We start from the raw sequence: 17702 nt of genomic DNA on the forward strand, positions 1-17702 counted from the left end.
GGAACAAATGCGCCCCGCCCATCCGTAGAAGGAGGGGCGGGGCACCCCCGTCGTACGGAGAAGTGAGGGACCCCATGGACCAGGCGCCAGGCAGCCCGCGCGGCCCGCAGAACCAGGGGCCGTCCGAGGCCCGGCAGCTGCCGGTCTGCTACCGGCACCCGGACCGCGAGACCGGCATCCGCTGCACCCGCTGCGAACGCCCCATCTGCCCGGAGTGCATGGTCAACGCCTCGGTGGGATTCCAGTGCCCCGAGTGCATCCGCACCGGTTCCGGCACGGGCCACGCCGCGGCCGCCTCCCGGCCGCGCACCATCGCCGGCGGCAGCGTCACCGCCGACCCGCGCCTCCTCACCAAGATCCTCATCGCGATCAACGTCGCGGTGTTCATCGCGGTGCACGTACGCCCGTCACTGCTGAACGACCTGGTCCTCCTCGGCGCCTGGCCGTCCAAGCCCCTCACACCCACCGAAGGCGTCGCGGGCGGCGAGTGGTATCGCCTTGTGACCTCGATGTTCACCCACCAGGAGATCTGGCACATCGCCTTCAACATGCTCAGCCTCTGGTGGCTCGGCGGACCTCTGGAGGCAGCCCTCGGCCGCCTCCGCTACCTCACGGTCTACTTCGTCTCCGGGCTGTCGGGCAGCGCCCTGGCCTATCTGCTGGCCTCCCCGACCACGGCCACGCTCGGTGCCTCCGGCGCCATCTTCGGCCTCTTCGGCGCCACCGCCGTCCTGATGCGCCGCCTCAACTACGACCTGCGGCCGATCATCGCCCTGCTGGTGATCAACCTGATCTTCACCTTCAACCCGGGGATGAACATCTCCTGGCAGGCCCATATCGGGGGCCTGGTCGCCGGCGTGATCAGCGGCTACGCCATGGTCCACGCCCCGCGCCGGCGGCGCGCCCTGGTGCAGTACGGGGTGTGCGCGCTGGTGCTGGCCGCCGTGGCCGTCATGACACTGCTGAGAACGGCTCAGCTCACCTGAGTGGCAGATGCGCACAGGCCGTAGCCCGGGGTTGTACCCAGCGTTGTCCACAGTCGATCAGGGATCTTGTGCATGCCGCCGGGAACGTATGTGCCCCCTGTCACCGACCGGAGTTTTCCCAGGTGAGACAGGGGGCGAACAGGTTTGCGGAGGCCGGTGATTCCGTCATACCGGCGTCAATGCCCGACGGGTTATCCACAGATCGTCGTTCTTTTTCCACTGACCAGCAAGGTTTGTGGACAGGGCTGTGGATAACTCGGTGTGTACCTGTGGGCAGAGCCGGTCGTGGACGGACGTGACGCCCTTACTTCCACTGGCGTGAGGACCCTACTTCCACTGCGTGGAGACGCCGAACCCGCCCGCGATGAACCCGAAGCCCACCACGATGTTCCAGTTGCGCAGCGCGTGGATCGGCAGCGATCCGTCGGTCACGTAGAAGACGACGATCCAGGCCAGCCCGATGAGGAACAGGGCCAGCATGACCGGTGCGACCCAGCCGCGGTTCTCCAGCCGGATGGCCTGGGCCTGCTTGGACGGCGGTGGCGTGTAGTCGGCCTTCTTGCGGATACGTGACTTCGGCACGAGGGTCTCTCCTGTCGATGCGCTGCGTCGCCGCGCAGGGAACTGGGGCTGGTTCCGGGGCAGCGTACAAGGGGACATGAGCGCTCCCCCGGGCGTCCGTTAGCGTAGTGCTTCCGTGGCGCCGAAGGAGATAAGGGTACGTGAGCGATACGGCCGACTCCCCCGTGACGGGTTCCGGTCCCCCGGATGTGGGGTCCCCGTCCGTCCGTACGCGCCGATTCCGGCCCGTACGGGTGCTCACCGTGGGCGTCTTCGCTCTCGCCGGTCTTCTGTTCATGACGAGCTTCAACACGGCCAAGGGCACCAACATCCGCACGGACACCTCGCTGCTGAAGCTCTCCGACCTCATCCACGAGCGCAGCCACAAGAACGCCCGGCTCGACGAGTCCGACGCCGCGCTGCGGGCCGCCGTGGAGGCCCTGGCCAAGCGCACCGGCGGCACCACGAGCAAGGCCGAGCAGGACCGGCTCGCGGCGCTGGAGAAGAGTGCCGGCACCCAGAAGCTCACCGGCAAGGGGGTCACGGTCACCCTCAACGACGCTCCGCCGAACGCCACCGCCAAGCTGCCCGGCTACCCGGAGCCGCAGCCCGACTACCTGGTGATCCACCAGCAGGACCTCCAGGCCGTGGTGAACGCGCTGTGGCAGGGCGGCGCCCAGGGCATCAGGGTCATGGACCAGCGTCTGATCTCGACCAGTGCCGTGCGCTGCGTCGGCAACACCCTGATCCTCCAGGGCCGCGTCTACTCGCCCCCCTACAAGATCACCGCGGTGGGGAACCCGGACAAGCTGCAGAAGGCGCTCGCCGCCTCGCCCGCGATCCAGAACTACATGGTGTATGTCAACGTCTACGGCCTCGGCTGGAAAGTCACCGAGGACGGGACGGTGACTCTTCCCGGCTACTCGGGCACAGTGGACCTGCACTACGCCAAGCCCGTGCAGTAGAGGCCCGCTGCCGCTGGGGGGATCCGTGCCGGTGCGCGTGATCGTCAGGACCGTCAGCGAACTGTGCGTCACCGTGGGTGCGCTCATCGTGCTGTTCGTGGTCTACGTGCTGTTCTGGACCGGGGTGCAGGCGGACGGCGCGATGGACGACCAGGTCGGCCAGTTGCAGAGACAGTGGGCGAAGCAGACGGTGCGCACGACCGCCGCGCCGACGAGCGCCGCGATCCCCGGCGGCCCGGGCCCGTACGTCGCGGGCCGGCCGTTCGCCGTCATGTACATCCCGCGGTTCGGTTTCACGTGGAACAAGCCCGTGCTCGAGGACACCGCCGTGGGCACGCTGAAGAAGGGCCTGGGCCACTACACGGGCACTGCTCAGCTGGGCCAGGTGGGCAATTTCGCGGTCGCCGGCCACCGGCGTACGTACGGCGATCCGTTCAAGGACTTCCCCAGGCTGCGGCCCGGTGACGCGGTGGTTCTCACCGACGGGGCCACCTGGTTCACGTATCGGATCGACAAAGGCCCTTACAAAACGGTGCCTTCCGACGTTGAAGTGATCGACCCTGTGCCCCGTACGTCGGGGTACACGCGTCCGGGTCGCTTTCTGACGCTGACGACGTGCGATCCCGAGTGGGGGCACAGTCACCGGCTGATCGTCTGGGCGCACCTGGATTCCACACAGCCTGTGGAGGCAGGGAAACCGGCGGCTCTGCGCCAGTAGTCTGGTGGCGTACGGCGTGAGTCTGGTGCCGTGGTGAGACGGAAGGGACGGCATGTACGGCTGGATCTGGCGGCATCTGCCGGGGAGCGTGTGGGTCAAGGCACTGATTTCCGTCGTGCTGGTCCTGGCCGTGGTGTACGTCCTGTTCCAGTACGTCTTCCCGTGGGCCGAACCGCTGCTGCCCTTCAACGATGTGACGGTGGACAACCAGTGAGTGCGCGCATTCTCGTCGTGGACAACTACGACAGCTTCGTCTTCAACCTGGTGCAGTACCTGTACCAGCTGGGCGCCGAGTGCGAGGTGCTGCGCAACGACGAGGTGTCGACGGCGCACGCTCAGGACGGTTTCGACGGCGTCCTGCTGTCCCCCGGACCGGGCACCCCCGAGGAGGCGGGCGTCTGCGTCGACATGGTCCGCCACTGCGCCGCGACCGGTGTCCCGGTCTTCGGGGTCTGCCTGGGCATGCAGTCGATGCAGGTGGCGTACGGCGGTGTCGTCGACCGGGCGCCGGAGCTGTTGCATGGCAAGACCTCGCTGGTGGAGCACGAGGGCAAGGGCGTCTTCGCGGGACTGCCGTCCCCCTTCACGGCGACCCGCTACCACTCCCTGGCCGCCGAACCGGCCACCGTCCCGGCCGAGCTGGAGGTCACGGCGCGTACCCACGACGGCATCATCATGGGCCTCAGGCACCGGGAGCTGCCGGTGGAGGGTGTGCAGTTCCACCCCGAGTCGGTGCTGACCGAGCACGGGCACCGCATGCTGGCCAACTGGCTGGTGGAGTGCGGTGACGAGGGGGCCGTGGCGAGGTCGGCGGGGCTCGCCCCGGTGGTGGGCAGGGCCACGGCGTGACCGCGCTGCGCCCCGAGCGCGAGACCGGCGCCAGCTATGGGGGCGCCGCGGAGCAAGGGTCCTCGTACGGGCAGCAGCCGTACGGGGACTTCGGCGTGTGGCAGGGGCAGGATCCGGGCCCTCAGTGGCAGGGCGCCGGGGAGTACGGGCAGCAGGTGCCGCAGCAGACGTACGAGTCCCAGCAGGGGTACGACGCGACGGCGGTGCTGCCGTCGTACGAGGAGGCGCGGCCGGCGCCGGCGTACGAGCAGCCCCTGCCGGTGGATGAGGAGACCGTCGCGCTGCGCGCCGTGGACGTGTCGCGGACGCGGCGGGTTGCGGAGCGCGCGGCCGAGGCCGCACCGGCGCCCGGTGGCCGTGCCGCGCGGCGCAAGGCGGCCCGGAGGCACGGGCGGCACGGTGGAGGCCCGCCGACGGCCGAGAAGCCCGCTGAGGGAGCTCCGGAAGCGCCGCGCTCCCGGGTGGAGGCGCGGCGGGCGGCGCGGGCGCAGAAGCCGGGTGCGGCGGTCGTGGTGAGCCGGGTCGTGGGCGAGCTGTTCATCACCACGGGTGTGGTGATGCTGCTGTTCGTGACGTACCAGCTGTGGTGGTCGAACGTGCGGGCGCACCAGGAGGCGGGCAGCGCCGCGCAGCACCTCCAGCAGGACTGGGCGAGCGGCAAGCGGGAGCCAGGGGTGTTCGCGCCGGGGCAGGGCTTCGCGATCCTGCACATCCCGAAGCTGGACGTGGTGGCGCCGATCGCGGAGGGCACCAGCAAGACGCAGGTGCTCGACAAGGGCATGGTCGGGCACTACGGGGAGGGCAGCCTGAAGACGGCGATGCCCAGCGACAAGACCGGAAACTTCGGGCTCGCGGGGCACCGGAACACGCATGGCGAGCCGTTCCGGTACATCAACCGTCTTCAGCCGGGTGACGCGATCGTGGTGGAGACGCAGGACGAGTACTACGTCTACAAGATGACGTCGATGCTGCCGGTGACGTCTCCGGCGAACACCAGTGTCCTGGACCCGATCCCGAAGGGCTCGGGCTTCACCGCGCCGGGCCGCTACATCACGCTGACCACGTGCACGCCGGAGTTCACCAGCAAGTACCGGCTGATCGTGTGGGGCAAGATGGTCGAGGAACGGCCGCGCAGCAAGGGCAAGCCGGACGCGCTCATTTCGTAGGCGCAGGGCACGTGGACGCACCTCCACGTAGAACAGACAGGGCAGATGCAGTGGGAGTGACCACCGACCAGGACGAGCGGACCGCCGCCTCCCCGTCGGCTCGGCGCGGTGGGCGTGGCCGGATCGCGCTGGCCGTGAGCGTCTTCGGCGAACTGCTGATCACGGCGGGCCTGGTGCTGGGTCTGTTCGTCGTCTACTCCCTGTGGTGGACGAACGTGATAGCGGACCGCAAGGCCGACCAGCGGGGCGACAAGGTGCGCGACCACTGGGCGGCCGAGAAGCACAGTGGTCCGGGCGCCCTGGACACGAAGGACGGCATCGGGTTCCTGCACGTGCCGGCGATGAAGAACGGCGAGGTGCTGGTCGAGAAGGGCACGTCGACGGACGTCCTGAACGATGGTGTGGCCGGCTACTACACGGACCCGGTGAAGGCGACGCTGCCGATGACGGGCAAGGCGGGCAACTTCGCGCTGGCCGCGCACCGGGACGGGCACGGGGCGAAGTTCCACAACATCGACAAGCTGAAGAAGGGCGACCCGATCGTCTTCGAGACGAAGGACGACTGGTACGTCTACAAGGTGTTCGCGATCCTGCCCGAGACGTCGAAGTACAACGTGAAGGTGCTGTCGGCGGTCCCGAAGGAGGCGGGCGTCAAGAAGCCGGGCCACTACATCACCCTGACGACGTGCACGCCTGTTTACACGTCGGAGTACCGGTACATCGTGTGGGGCGAACTGGTGCGGGTGGACAAGGTGGACAGTGAACGGACTCCGCCGAAGGAGCTGAAGGGCTGACCGAGGTCCTCTCAAGAGAGGATGTTGCGAAGAGAGGTTCCACGCGAGAGCCCCGGCACCTGCAGGTGCCGGGGCTCGGTCGTCGTGGTGGCCGGTGCGGGCCGGTCGGGCTCAGCCGCCGGTCAGTCCGCTGAAGAAGCCGCCGTTGTTGCCTCCGGCCGGCACCGTGGTCAGGGTGATCGTCTGGCTGTTCGGGTCGGCCGGGGTGTTGGGCTGTGGGTCCTGGGCGGTGACCCGGGCGTTGCCGTCTCGCGCGCCGTTGACCTGGATGCGGGTGAAGCCGTTCTGCTGCAGGATCTTCACCGCGTCGCTCAGCTTCTGGCCGAAGACGTTCGGGACCGGCTTCTGCTGGTTGGCCAGCTTGCCTATCTGGATGTCGACCTTCGTGCCCGCCTTTGCCTGGGTCAGCACCCCCGGGTTGGTCTGTATGACCTTGCCGACCTGGTTCGGGTCGGTGGTGTCGGTGTCGATGCAGTCGCCCGGCGTCAGGTTGCTCGCCTGCAGTTGCTTCTTGGCGTCGTCACAGGTCTGGTTCCGCACGTCCGGCACGGTCACGGTCTGCGGGGCCGCGGCAACCGTGAGGGTTATCTTCGTGCCCTTCTCCTGATCGGTGCCGCCCGCAGGGCTCTGGTCGGTGACGACGCCCGGAGTCTGGTCGGACTCCACCGTCTTCTGCTCGACCACGAATCCCTTGTCCTCGAGCTGGGACTTCGCCTTGTCGAACTGCAGTCCCCGCACATCCGGCACCGCCACCTTCGGCGCCCCGGTCGACACGACCAGCTTGACCGTGAAGCCCTTCTTGACCTCGGTGTTCGGGCTCGGGTCCTGGGAGCAGACGTTGCCCTTCTTCTGGTCCTCGCACGGCTTGTTCGAGATGGACAGCTTCAGGTCCGAGTTGTCGGCGAGTGTCTGCGCGTCCTTCTGGGACTGGCCGACGAAGTTCGGAGTCGGCACCGTGTCGTTGCCGACTCCGCCGTGGTTGCTGAAGATCCACTTGCCGATGAGGATCGCACCGACCAGGACCAGGATGCCGGCGACGACCAGAAGGATCGTGGAGGTGTTGGACTTCTTGGGCTGTCGGCGGCGGTCCGGGCGGTCGTCGTAGCCGTAGCCCCCCTCGTCCGGGTTCATCGGCGGCATCATCGTCGTCGCGCCGGCACCGTGGTCCGGGCGCAGGGCCGTCGTCGGCTGGTCGTCGGGGTAGCCGCCGTAGCCGACCGAGCCCATCGCCGCCGTCGCCGCGACCGGCTGACCGTCGAGGCACGCCTCGATGTCGGCGCGCATCTCGTCGGCGCTCTGGTAACGGTAGTCGGGGTCCTTGACCAGTGCCTTCAGGACGATCGCGTCCATCTCGGGCGTGATCTCGGGGTCGAAGACGCTCGGCGGCTGGGGCTCCTCGCGGACGTGCTGGTAGGCGACCGCGACCGGGGAGTCCCCGACGAAGGGCGGGCGGACCGTCAGCAGCTCGTAGAGCAGGCAGCCCGTCGAGTACAGGTCCGAACGCGAGTCGACCTGCTCGCCCTTCGCCTGCTCCGGTGAGAGGTACTGGGCGGTGCCGATGACCGCCGCGGTCTGCGTCATCGTCATGCCGGCGTCGCCCATGGCGCGGGCGATGCCGAAGTCCATCACCTTGACCTGGCCGTTGCGCGTCAGCATGACGTTCGCGGGCTTGATGTCGCGGTGGACGATGCCGTTGCGGTGGGCGTACTCCAGGCCCTGGAGGATGCCGATGGTCATCTCCATGGCGCGCTCCGGCAGCAGCTTGCGGCCGCTGTGAAGAAGCTCACGGAGTGTGGAGCCGTCGACGTACTCCATGACGATGTACGGGATCGAGACCCCGTCGATGTAGTCCTCGCCCGTGTCGTACACCGCGACGATCGCGGGATGGTTGAGCGAGGCGGCCGACTGGGCCTCCCGGCGGAACCGGGCCTGGAAGGAAGGGTCGCGCGCCAGGTCGGCGCGCAGCGTCTTCACCGCCACGGTGCGGCCGAGGCGGGTGTCGTGCGCGAGGTAGACCTCGGCCATGCCACCACGGCCGAGCACCTGGCCCAGCTCGTACCGGCCGCCGAGGCGACGCGGCTCTTCCATAGCTTCCTACCAGCCCTCTCCGTCGGTCCCGACCACACCCACGTGTGGTCCGGCGGTGTGCTGTCCGGGCATACGGTACCCGGCTCGCTCTGTGTGACCTGGCCACATCCGCCACCCGATACAGGACCGGTATCGCAACGTGCACCGATGTGAAGGCGACGTGACCGGGGTCACTTCTTGCTGTTGATGACCGCCTCCATGACGTCCTTCGCGATGGGGGCGGCGAGGCCGCCACCGGAGATGTCGTCACGGTTGGCCTTGTCGTCCTCGACCACCACGGCAACGGCGACGGGTGAGCTGCCGTCCTTGAGCTTGGCGAACGAGATGAACCAGGCGTACGGCTTCTCGCTGTTGTTCAGGCCGTGCTGGGCGGTACCGGTCTTGCCGCCCACGGTCACGTTCGGGATCTGCGCGTTGGTTCCGGTGCCCTTCTCGACCACGGTCTCCATCATCGACTGCAGGATCTGGGCGTTCTTCGACGTCAGCGGCTGGCTCAGTTCCTGCGGCTGGGTCTGGGTGATCACGTCCAGGCTGGGCGCCTGCAGCTTGTCCACCATGTACGGCTTCATCAGCTTGCCGTCGTTGGCGACGGCGGAGGCGACCATGGCCATCTGCAGCGGCGTCGCGGCGGTCTCGAACTGGCCGATGGAGCTGAGCGCGGTCTGCGGCCGGTCCATCTTCTCCGGGAAGGTGGAGGCGACCGAGCGCACCGGCGTGTACTGCTCGGAGTCGAAGCCGAACTTCTTCGCCTCCTCGAGCATCTTGTCCCGGCCGAGGTCGGCGCCGATCTTGCCGAAGACGGTGTTGCAGGAGTACTGCAGCGCGGCCCGCATGGTCGCGTTCTCGCAGGGGATGTTCCCCTCGTTCTTCAGCTCCGTCCTCGTGTCGGGGAGGGTGTAGGGCAGCGGGGACTTGGTCGGGTCGTCCGCGCTCGTGTACAGCCCGTTCTCCAGGGCCGCCGCCGCGGTGACCACCTTGAAGGTGGAGCCCGGCGGGTAGGTCTCGCGCAGCGCCCGGTTGAGCATCGGGTCGCTGGGGTCGTTCTTCTTCTGCAGCTGCTGCCAGGCATTGGAGTCCGTGGACAGCGAGTTGCCCGCGAACGTCGACGGGTCGTACGACGGGTAGGAGGCCAGCGCCAGGATCGCGCCGGTCTGCGGGTCGAGCGCCACGGCCGCGCCCTTGCCGCCGACCTTCTTCAGGCCGTCGTAGGCGGCCTTCTGCGCGGCCGCGTTGAGCGTGGTGACGACGTTGCCGCCCTGCTGCTGCTTGCCCGTCAACATGTTGAGGGTGTTGCGGAAGAACAGCCGGTCGTCGGTGCCGGTGAGGATGCCGTCCTCGATGGACTCCAGCTGCGTGGCACCGAAGGCCTGGGAGGCGTAGCCGGTGACCGGCGCCCACATGGCGCCGTCCTTGTAGGTGCGCTTGTACTTGAAGTCGTTGAGGCTGTTGGTGGGCGTTTCCTTGGACCCGGTGATGGGGTTGCCGTCGACGATGATGTCGCCGCGCGGCGTGGAGTACCGGGCGATCAGCACACGGCGGTTGTTGGGGTCGGTACGCAGGCTGTCGGCCTGGAGGTACTGGAGCCAGTTGTCGCGGACGAGCAGTGCGAGGACGAGGAGCCCGCAGAAGATCGCGATCCGGCGCAGGGGCTTGTTCACGGTCGGACCACCTGGGTCATCTCGGCGTCGGGGTTCGGAGCGGGGGTGGGGGCCGGGCGGCGCGCGGTGTCGCTGATGCGCAGCAGGATGCCGATCAGGGCCCAGTTGGCGATGACGGAGGAACCTCCGTAGGCCAGGAAGGGCATGGTCATACCGGTCAGCGGGATGAGCCCCATCACACCGCCGGCGACCACGAACACCTGCAGCGCGAACGCGCCGGACAGGCCGACGGCGAGCAGCTTGCCGAACGGGTCGCGGGCGGCGAGGGCGGTGCGCACGCCGCGCTCCACGATCAGGCCGTAGATCAGCAGGAGCGCCATGATGCCGGCCAGGCCCAGTTCCTCGCCGAAGGTGGCGAGGATGAAGTCGGAGTTGGCGGCGAACCGGATCAGGTCGGAGTGGCCCTGGCCGAGGCCGGTGCCGAGGGTGCCGCCGGAGCCGAACGCCCACAGAGCCTGCTGCAGCTGCTCGGAGTGGCCGATGACGCCCTGGCGGCTGAGCGTGTACTCCTTCATCGGGTCGAGCCAGGCCTGGACACGCGACTTCACGTGCGGCTCGATGCTCGCCACGCCGACGGCGCCGGCCGCGGACATCAGCAGACCGAAGACGATCCAGCTGGTCCGCTCGGTGGCGACGTACAGCATGACGACGAACATTCCGAAGAACAGCAGCGACGTACCGAGGTCGGTCTCGAAGACCAGGATGAGGATCGAGATCGCCCAGACGACGAGGATCGGTCCGAGGTCGCGGCCGCGCGGCAGGTACAGGCCCATGAAGCGGCGGCTTGCCAGGGCGAGCGCGTCGCGCTTCACCATCAGGTAGCCGGCGAAGAAGATCGCCAGGACGATCTTCGCGAACTCACCGGGCTGGATGGAGAAGCTGCCGACGTGGATCCAGATCTTCGCGCCGTAGATGTTGGCGCCCAGGCCGGGGACGAGCGGCAGGAGCAGCAGGACCAGCGCGGTGACCATGGAGATGTAGGTGTAGCGCTGCAGGACGCGGTGGTCCTTGAGGAAGATCAGCACGGCGACGAACAGTGCGATCCCCAGCGCCGTGTACATCAGCTGGCGGGGCGCCGCGTTGCCGGCCTGCTTGATGGACTGCAGCAGCTTGGACTGGTCGAGCCGCCAGATGACCACCAGGCCGAGGCCGTTGAGCAGGGTCGCCAACGGCAGCAGCAACGGGTCCGCGTACGGGGCGAACTTCCGTACGACGAGATGGCCGACGCCGGCCAGCAGACCGAGGCCGACGCCGTAGCTCAGCAGGCCGGGCGGCACCTTGTTGTTGATGGCGAGGCCCACGTTGGCGTAGGCGAACACCGGGATGACGACGGCGAACACCAGCAGCGCCACCTCGGTGTTGCGGCGGCTCGGTGTGCCGATCGCGCCGATCGTGGACGTGTGGTGCGTCGACGTGTTCGTACTGCTGCTCATGGTGTGACAGGGCCCCTCACGGCTGCTTACTGCTTACCGCACAGTGAGACGACCTTCTGCTCTTCCTCCGAGAGGCTGGGGCCGGGTGTGGGAGTGGGTGCGGTCTGGTTCTTGGACGCCGACGCCGAGGGGTTCGGTGTCGGCGTGGCCTTGGACGTCGGGGAGTTGCTCGCGGTTCCCTTGGTGCTGCCGGGCTTGGTGGGGTTCTTGGACTCCGTGGTGCTGCGTTCGGCTTCCTTCCGGCACGCCGACGCCTGCACGGCCAGCTCGGAGATCTTCGACCGGGCCGCCTGGAGACCGCCCTCGGCGATGGTCGCCTTGACCTGCTTCTGCTGGTAGGGCGGCAGGTACTTGAGTTCGATCTCCGGGTGGTCCTGCTCCACCTTGGACAGCGACACCCAGGCCAGGTCCTGGCTGATGCCGCGGTACAGCGCGACGTGCTCGCCGTTGGCGCCGACGTAGTACTGCGTCTGCGTCCACCGGTAGGCGCCGTAGCAGCCGCCGCCGACGACGGCGAGCGCGAGGGCCGTGTAGAGGGATCTCTTCAGCCACCTGCGGCCCTTCTTCGGCTTGACGAAGTCCTCGTCGGTGTAGTCGCCGAAGCTGCCCGCCGGGATGTACCCGGTGGTGTCGCCGCTGCCGGGCGGGCCGAACTCGCCCCCGCCGCCCTGCCCGGACCTGTGGCGCCCGAGGCCGGCGGCGCGGCCCGCGGGGGTCTGCATGATGCCGTTGTCGTGCAGGTGGTGCTGGTTCTCGGCGACCGCGCCCACCACGACCGGGGTGTCCGACAGGTGCCCGGCGAGGGTGTCCCCGGTGTCCAGGTCCAGCACGTCGGCCACGATGACGGTGATGTTGTCGGGGCCGCCGCCGCGCAGCGCCAGCTCGATCAGCGCCTGCACCGTCTCCTCGGGACCGTGGTAGCTGGCGAGGGTCTCCTCCAGCGTCTGGTGGGAGACCACCCCGGACAGCCCGTCGGAACAGATCAGGTACCGGTCGCCGGCGCGCACCTCGCGGATGGACAGGTCGGGCTCGACGTGGTCGCCGCTGCCCAGCGCCCGCATCAGCAGGGACCGCTGCGGGTGGGTGGTGGCCTCCTCCTCGGTGATGCGGCCCTCGTCGACGAGCCGCTGCACCCAGGTGTGGTCCTGGGTGATCTGTGTGAGGACGCCGTCCCGCAGCAGGTATGCCCGGGAGTCGCCGACGTGGACGAGACCGAGTCGCTGACCGGTCCACAGCAGCGCGGTGAGCGTGGTCCCCATGCCCTCGAGCTGGGGGTCCTCCTCGACCATGGCGCGCAGCTGGTCGTTGGCGCGCTGCACCGCGGTGCCGAGCGAGGTGAGGATGTCGGAGCCGGGGATGTCGTCGTCGAGCGCGACGATGGTGGAGATCACCTCGGAGGAGGCGACCTCGCCGGCGGCCTGGCCGCCCATCCCGTCGGCGATCGCGAGCAGGCGCGGACCGGCGTAACCGGAGTCCTCGTTGCCCTCGCGGATCATGCCTTTGTGCGATCCGGCGGCGAAGCGCAGTGACAGACTCATGCGCACCTCGCCCGTCGGCTCCGGGTACATCCGCACGGTGCCCACCCTCCGGTCGGGAGCGCGCCGGGGCCCTGGGTGGGGGCCGCCGCTGCGTGCTCGCTCCGCTCGCTCATTTTCGTACTACTTCCGCAGCTCGATGACGGTCTTGCCGATGCGGATCGGCGCGCCCAGCGGAATCGGTGTGGGGGACGTCAGCCGGGTCCGGTCGAGGTACGTGCCGTTGGTGGACCCGAGGTCCTCGACGATCCACTGGCCGTCGCGGTCGGGGTAGATCCTGGCGTGCCGGCTGGAGGCGTAGTCGTCGTCCAGCACGATGGTGCTGTCATGGGCGCGGCCGAGCGTGATGGTCTGGCCCTGGAGCGCGACCGTGGTCCCGGTCAGCGAGCCCTCGGAGACGACCAGCTTGGTGGGGGCCCCGCGGCGCTGGCGGCCGGCACCCGGCTGCTGGCGCTGCGGCGGCGGCGCGGCCTGGCGGGCGGTGGGCTGCGGCCGTCCGGCGTCCCGGCGCGCGCTGCGCTGGGTGACCCGTGTGCCGAACAGGTCGCTCCGGATGACCTGCACGGCCACGATCACGAACAGCCACAGTACGGCCAGGAAACCCAGCCGCATGACCGTGAGGGTCAGCTCTGACATTGCCCCCGCTTCACCCTTCGGCTTGCCTATAGATAACGGTGGTGCTGCCCACGACGATCCGCGAGCCGTCGCGGAGCGTAGCGCGGGTGGTGTGCTGCCCGTCCACCACGATGCCGTTGGTGGAGCCGAGATCCTGGATCGTCGAGGGCGTTCCGGTCCGGATCTCACAGTGCCGGCGGGAGACGCCGGGGTCGTCGATCCGCACGTCGGCGTCGGTGCTGCGCCCCAGTACCAGCGTCGGGCGGGAGATCTGATGGCGGGTGCCGTTGATCTCGATCCAGTAGCGGGTCCGCCCGCCGGACGCCGGGGCGCCACCGGGACGCTGGCCGGCGGGCTGCGGGTAGCCGTATCCGCCGGGGCGCGCGCCGGGCGGCGGCGCGGACGGCATGGGCGGAGCGCCCGCGGGCGCGGCGGAGGGCGGGTAGCCGTAACCGCCGGGGCGCGAGGAGGAGCCGCCCTGCGCGGGGGCCTGCTGGTCGGTGGAGGAGGCGAGCGTACGGCTGCGCACCCGGTACAGGCCGGTGTCGAGGTCGTCGGCCTTCTCCAGGTGGACCTTGATGGGGCCCATGAAGGTGTAGCGCTGCTGCTTGGCGTAGTCGCGCACCATGCCGGCGAGCTCGTCGCCGAGCTGGCCGGAGTAGGGGCTGAGGCGCTCGTAGTCCGGCGCGCTCAGCTCCACGATGAAGTCGTTGGGGACGACCGTACGGTCGCGGTTCCAGATGGTCGCGTTGTTGTCGCACTCACGCTGGAGCGCGCCGGCGATCTCCACAGGCTGGACCTCGGACTTGAAGACCTTGGCGAAGGTGCCGTTGACCAGACCTTCGAGCCGTTGCTCGAACTTCTTCAGGACTCCCATGGGGCACCTCCTCCGTCGTTGCCGTCCTGTGTACTGCTTACCTGGTACTGCTTACTGATCGTATCCACGCGCCGGAAAATCGGCTGGTTCCCCCCATCGGCCCTGTCGACGGGTGTCGACGCCTCCGGATTTCCCTCCGGACGGCCCCTTCGAACACCTCCCGGGCGTACTCCTTGACGTACTCCTCGGAGCGCTCCGCGGTGGTACTCCCGGCATGGATCGTAGAGGCGGCCGCAGACCAGTGTCCCGCACCCGGCTGTGGACCCCGTCAGTCTCCTGGGGAGAGGGGCTGGACCGGTACGAGGTTGATACGTGAACAGACTCACCTTGAGACGTTTTCGGGGCGGAGGGGCGGTAGGGGCGGCGGGGGGCTCGGCGATCGGAGGGTGTGGGGCGCCATGGCTGGAGAAGGGCGGAGGTGCCGTACGGGGGGCCGGGCTTTGGGGCTGGGCTGTGGGCGTGGGTGGCGCGTGTCGGGGTGCACGGTGGTGGGTGGCGGATGGTGGGTGGGGGCGTGGGGATGGGTCCGGGGGCGAGGCTCGGGGTAGTCGCTGGTCGGAAGGGGGTTCACGAGGCGGGGCCGGTGGCCCCGGGGGAAAGGGATGTGAACCCACCCTCTCCAGCGTGCTAGTGTTCTGGGTGTCGGAAGGCGCCGGGCCGAGAGGGCCGGAGCCGGAGGACACACCCAATGCGCGGGTGGCGGAATAGGCAGACGCGCTGGATTCAGGTTCCAGTGCCCGCAAGGGCGTGGGGGTTCAACTCCCCCCTCGCGCACAGAGAGATACCGACGAAACGGGTCTCTGCCGGTGACGGAAGTCACGGCAGGGGCCCGTTTCTCGTTGTGTTGGCGGTTGTGAGACATCGCACAACTTGGTCAGGACATACGGCGGAGCCCCGGCGCGTGAGCTATCTCACGTGTCGGGGCCTGTCTTTGGTGTGCTGGGGTGCCGGCGCCGTGGTCGTTCGCCTGCGAGAGCCAGGGCCCGATGGCGGACGTGCGGAACTTGATCAGGTCGTGATCACCGAGCCGATCACGACCTTGCACCCGTCCCCCCGGGCCCGCTCCGACGGGTTCGGACGCCTGTGACTGTCCCTCGGTGAGGGAGCAGCGACCTGTTCGCATCCGTGTTCGCATCCGCAGGACACGCGAGGCGGCGTATCGGCGTACGGTCGCGGTTGCCCCCTGTTCACCAGCTTGCTGACGGCCTCGGGCCGGTACACGCTGACGGCATGTGAAGCGTCGACCTCGACGCTGTGTGCTCCGGCGCGCTTGGCCATGAAGCGCTGGGCGGCGGGCGGGATGGCCTTGTCCTGGGTGGTGATGACATCCCACGAGGGGATCGTCTTCCAGGCCTCCTCGGTCGCCTTGTCATCCAGTGTGGAGGCGGCCACAGGCCGTTGGGTGACAGCCATGAGATCGGTTTGCGCCCGTGGCACGTCCGCCGCGAACTGGGCACGGAACTTGTCGGGCTTGATGTACAGGTCGGTTCCGGTGCCCCCGTTGTCGAGGGGGAAGGGAACCTTGATCAGAGCGGATGCGAGGGCGCTCCCGGGGAACGTGCCGGTGAGCTCACCCGCGCTTTCTCCCTTGGTTGGGATGAAGGCGGCGATGCAGACGAGTGCCTTGACGTTCGGGTCCTCGGCCGCGGCCTGGCTGATCACGGCGCCGGCGTAGGAGTGGCCGACCAGAACCACTGGACCGCTGATGGTCTTCAGGAGGGCGGCCAGGTAGGCGGAGTCGCTGTTCAGGCCGCGCAGCGGGTCCGCGGGAGCGAGCGAGCACCGGATAGCCGTCGCGCTGAAGGCGCTTGGTCACGCCGTTCCAACTGGACGCGTCGGCGAATGCGCCGTGCACGAGCACCACGGTCGGCTTCCCGTACGCGGGAAGGACTCGCCGGTCCCGCGGAGGGAACTGCACCGGCGGTGGCCGCCAAGGTCATCGTCGCCAGGCCGACGACGGAGGACGAGGACTTCTGCCGCTGGTGGGCCACACACGACGTGCAGCGCCGCACCCATGGGGCCAAGCACTCCACGGGGCCAAGCACTTCCACCACCCCCTGGTGGGCGACCTGCATCTCGGCTACGAGGCCCCGGCCGTCACCGGCGCCCGGAATCAGGTGCTCGGCATCTACACCGCGGAGCCCGGATCACCGTCCGCCGAGGCACTGAGGCTGCCGGCCGGCTGGACCGTCGAGCCCACCACACCAGCTCGGCGAGCTCGCCGCCCTGGTCGGCAGCAGCGGCGTCAGTGGCGGCACGCCGGGCGGGGGCGTTCGGGCGCGTGAGGTACCTCACGGCGCGCCCGCGCCGGGGCCCCTCGTGTCCGTCGCCCCGGGCGGGTCGGGCAGGTTGTCCAGGAAGTCGCCGGTGGGCACGTGGAACAGCGATCCGGTGACCGGTGTGGAGAAGTCCAGGATCCGGTCGTGGGCCGCCGGTGGTGCGCCCAGGAACATGCGCTCCAACATGGTCTCCAACACCGTCGGGGTGCGGGCGTACCCGATGAAGTAGGTCCCGAACTCGCCCTTGCCGACGCTGCCGAAGGGCATGTTGTCGCGCAGGATCTCGTGCTTTCTGCCGTCACGGTCGACGATCGTCGTCAGGGCGACATGCGAGTCGGCCGGTTTGACCTCGTCGTCGAGTTCGACATCGGACAGCTTCCGACGCCCGATCACCCTTTCCTGTGCCTCCACCGCAAGGGCGTTCCAGGCCCGCAGATCGTGGAGGTACTTCTGCACCATCACATAGCTTCCGCCGGCGAAGCAGGGGTCCTCGTCGCCGACCAGCACGGCCTCGCTCGCCGCCGGGCCCACCGGGTTCTCCGTCCCGTCGACGAAGCCGAGCAGGTCCCGCACGTCGAAGTACTTGAACCCATGCACCTCGTCGCACACCGTCACGGCACCACGCAGACGCTCCATGATTTCGCCGGCCAGCGCGAAGCACAGGTCCACGCGGGCGGCCCTGATGTGGAAGAGCAGATCACCCGGCGTCGACACCGCGCGGTGCACGGGCCCGGCCAGCTCACGGAAGGGATGCAGCTGCGCCGGACGCGGCCCGGAGAACAGACGGTCCCACACGTCGGATCCGACGCCCGTGACGCAGCTGAGCTTCCCGCTGGGCGAGGCACGGAAGCCGACGGCCCGCTGCAGCCCGTTCAGGTCGGACAGCAACCCGCGGACGACCGGTTCGCCTCCCGGGTCGACGGCCACCACCAGGAAGATCGCGGCCTCCGTCAACGGGGACAGCACCGACTGGGGAACGGGCTCCGGAGAGGACTGGGTCACGGGCCACACCCCCTTCCCAGGTCACGGGCGGGTTTTCACTCTAGGGCGGCCCCAAGGGGGGTGCCACCGGGCAGCGGACGGACGCCGGCGCCGGAGGTTTTCCACAGCCGCGCAGTTGTCCACAACCTCTGACACACCTCAGCAGCCGACCTGTACGGTCTCCGCAGTCGATGTTC

At 68.9% G+C, this 17702-nt stretch carries 16 protein-coding genes, 1 tRNA gene and 1 pseudogene; 9 read left to right on the forward strand and 9 right to left on the reverse strand.

Annotated elements, in window-relative coordinates:
- Positions 1-74: 74 nt before the first annotated feature.
- The gene (locus ACFYZJ_RS20030; RefSeq protein ID WP_388569778.1) at positions 75-986 is read left to right on the forward strand and encodes a rhomboid family intramembrane serine protease; all 912 of its coding nucleotides are present in this window, start codon (positions 75-77) and stop codon (positions 984-986) included.
- Positions 987-1313: 327 nt separating this feature from the next.
- Here ACFYZJ_RS20030 and crgA read toward each other — a convergent pair whose 3' ends face one another.
- A complete protein-coding gene (crgA, locus tag ACFYZJ_RS20035; RefSeq protein ID WP_388569780.1) occupies positions 1314-1568 on the reverse strand; it encodes a cell division protein CrgA in 255 nt (84 codons plus the stop codon).
- Between the two features lie 140 nt (positions 1569-1708).
- Between crgA and ACFYZJ_RS20040 the strand changes: the two genes are divergently transcribed.
- The 6 genes from ACFYZJ_RS20040 to ACFYZJ_RS20065 are packed head-to-tail and all read left to right on the forward strand — an operon-like array spanning position 1709 to position 6039.
- Complete coding sequence (locus ACFYZJ_RS20040; RefSeq protein WP_388569782.1) at positions 1709-2512, forward strand: DUF881 domain-containing protein; 804 nt, start codon at positions 1709-1711, stop codon at positions 2510-2512.
- A 31-nt stretch (positions 2513-2543) separates the two neighbouring features.
- On the forward strand, positions 2544-3230 hold the full coding sequence (locus tag ACFYZJ_RS20045; RefSeq protein ID WP_388569785.1) for a class E sortase: 687 nt from the start codon (positions 2544-2546) through the stop codon (positions 3228-3230).
- A gap of 52 nt (positions 3231-3282) precedes the next feature.
- Positions 3283-3444: a hypothetical protein gene (locus ACFYZJ_RS20050; protein ID WP_388569788.1), complete on the forward strand. Its 162-nt coding sequence runs from the start codon at positions 3283-3285 to the stop codon at positions 3442-3444.
- Positions 3441-4079, forward strand: a complete 639-nt coding sequence (locus ACFYZJ_RS20055; protein ID WP_388569791.1) for an aminodeoxychorismate/anthranilate synthase component II — start codon at positions 3441-3443, stop codon at positions 4077-4079. Before ACFYZJ_RS20050 ends, ACFYZJ_RS20055 begins: the two co-directional genes overlap by 4 nt.
- Positions 4076-5245, forward strand: coding sequence for a class E sortase (locus ACFYZJ_RS20060; RefSeq protein WP_388569793.1), 1170 nt, complete (start codon positions 4076-4078; stop codon positions 5243-5245). The genes ACFYZJ_RS20055 and ACFYZJ_RS20060 overlap by 4 nt, the downstream gene beginning before the upstream one ends.
- Positions 5246-5295: 50 nt before the next feature.
- A complete protein-coding gene (locus ACFYZJ_RS20065) occupies positions 5296-6039 on the forward strand; it encodes a class E sortase (protein ID WP_388569795.1) in 744 nt (247 codons plus the stop codon).
- Positions 6040-6150: 111 nt separating this feature from the next.
- Here the strand turns inward: ACFYZJ_RS20065 and pknB are convergent, their stop codons facing one another.
- From pknB to ACFYZJ_RS20095, 6 genes are all read right to left on the reverse strand, one after another.
- Positions 6151-8127, reverse strand: coding sequence for a Stk1 family PASTA domain-containing Ser/Thr kinase (gene pknB, locus ACFYZJ_RS20070; RefSeq protein WP_388569798.1), 1977 nt, complete (start codon positions 8125-8127; stop codon positions 6151-6153).
- A 170-nt stretch (positions 8128-8297) separates the two neighbouring features.
- Entirely contained in the window at positions 8298-9785 is a 1488-nt protein-coding gene (locus ACFYZJ_RS20075; RefSeq protein ID WP_388569801.1) for a peptidoglycan D,D-transpeptidase FtsI family protein, read from the reverse strand.
- Entirely contained in the window at positions 9782-11218 is a 1437-nt protein-coding gene (locus tag ACFYZJ_RS20080; RefSeq protein WP_388569804.1) for an FtsW/RodA/SpoVE family cell cycle protein, read from the reverse strand. The genes ACFYZJ_RS20075 and ACFYZJ_RS20080 overlap by 4 nt, the downstream gene beginning before the upstream one ends.
- A gap of 26 nt (positions 11219-11244) precedes the next feature.
- Complete coding sequence (locus ACFYZJ_RS20085) at positions 11245-12756, reverse strand: Stp1/IreP family PP2C-type Ser/Thr phosphatase (protein WP_388569807.1); 1512 nt, start codon at positions 12754-12756, stop codon at positions 11245-11247.
- Between the two features lie 120 nt (positions 12757-12876).
- A complete protein-coding gene (locus ACFYZJ_RS20090; protein ID WP_388569809.1) occupies positions 12877-13389 on the reverse strand; it encodes an FHA domain-containing protein in 513 nt (170 codons plus the stop codon).
- A 10-nt stretch (positions 13390-13399) separates the two neighbouring features.
- Positions 13400-14245, reverse strand: coding sequence for an FhaA domain-containing protein (locus ACFYZJ_RS20095; protein ID WP_388569812.1), 846 nt, complete (start codon positions 14243-14245; stop codon positions 13400-13402).
- A gap of 690 nt (positions 14246-14935) precedes the next feature.
- Between ACFYZJ_RS20095 and ACFYZJ_RS20100 the strand changes: the two genes are divergently transcribed.
- Positions 14936-15019: transfer RNA gene (locus ACFYZJ_RS20100), tRNA-Leu, on the forward strand.
- Between the two features lie 414 nt (positions 15020-15433).
- On the opposite strand, the pseudogene ACFYZJ_RS20105 reads toward ACFYZJ_RS20100, so the two are convergent.
- Positions 15434-16185: pseudogene (locus tag ACFYZJ_RS20105) on the reverse strand (alpha/beta fold hydrolase); the annotation flags it as partial.
- Between the two features lie 42 nt (positions 16186-16227).
- Between ACFYZJ_RS20105 and ACFYZJ_RS20110 the strand changes: the two are divergent.
- On the forward strand, positions 16228-16530 hold the full coding sequence (locus ACFYZJ_RS20110) for a hypothetical protein (RefSeq protein ID WP_388569815.1): 303 nt from the start codon (positions 16228-16230) through the stop codon (positions 16528-16530).
- Positions 16531-16536: 6 nt separating this feature from the next.
- On the opposite strand, the gene ACFYZJ_RS20115 is transcribed toward ACFYZJ_RS20110, so the two are convergent.
- Positions 16537-17526: a Dyp-type peroxidase gene (locus ACFYZJ_RS20115; protein ID WP_388569818.1), complete on the reverse strand. Its 990-nt coding sequence runs from the start codon at positions 17524-17526 to the stop codon at positions 16537-16539.
- Between the last annotated feature and the right edge of the window lie 176 nt (positions 17527-17702).

The organism is Streptomyces sp. NPDC001848 (assembly GCF_042891915.1).
Taxonomy (GTDB): Bacteria; Actinomycetota; Actinomycetes; order Streptomycetales; family Streptomycetaceae; genus Streptomyces.

Bases quoted from the DNA above. Each gene is read 5' to 3' on its own strand.
- ACFYZJ_RS20030 (WP_388569778.1), top strand. From the start codon at position 75: ATGGACCAGGCGCCAGGCAGCCCGCGCGGCCCGCAGAACCAGGGGCCG.
- ACFYZJ_RS20050 (WP_388569788.1), top strand. From the start codon at position 3,283: ATGTACGGCTGGATCTGGCGGCATCTGCCGGGGAGCGTGTGGGTCAAG.
- pknB (WP_388569798.1), bottom strand. From the start codon at position 8,127: ATGGAAGAGCCGCGTCGCCTCGGCGGCCGGTACGAGCTGGGCCAGGTG.
- ACFYZJ_RS20080 (WP_388569804.1), bottom strand. From the start codon at position 11,218: ATGAGCAGCAGTACGAACACGTCGACGCACCACACGTCCACGATCGGC.
- ACFYZJ_RS20085 (WP_388569807.1), bottom strand. From the start codon at position 12,756: ATGAGTCTGTCACTGCGCTTCGCCGCCGGATCGCACAAAGGCATGATC.
- ACFYZJ_RS20090 (WP_388569809.1), bottom strand. From the start codon at position 13,389: ATGTCAGAGCTGACCCTCACGGTCATGCGGCTGGGTTTCCTGGCCGTA.
- ACFYZJ_RS20095 (WP_388569812.1), bottom strand. From the start codon at position 14,245: ATGGGAGTCCTGAAGAAGTTCGAGCAACGGCTCGAAGGTCTGGTCAAC.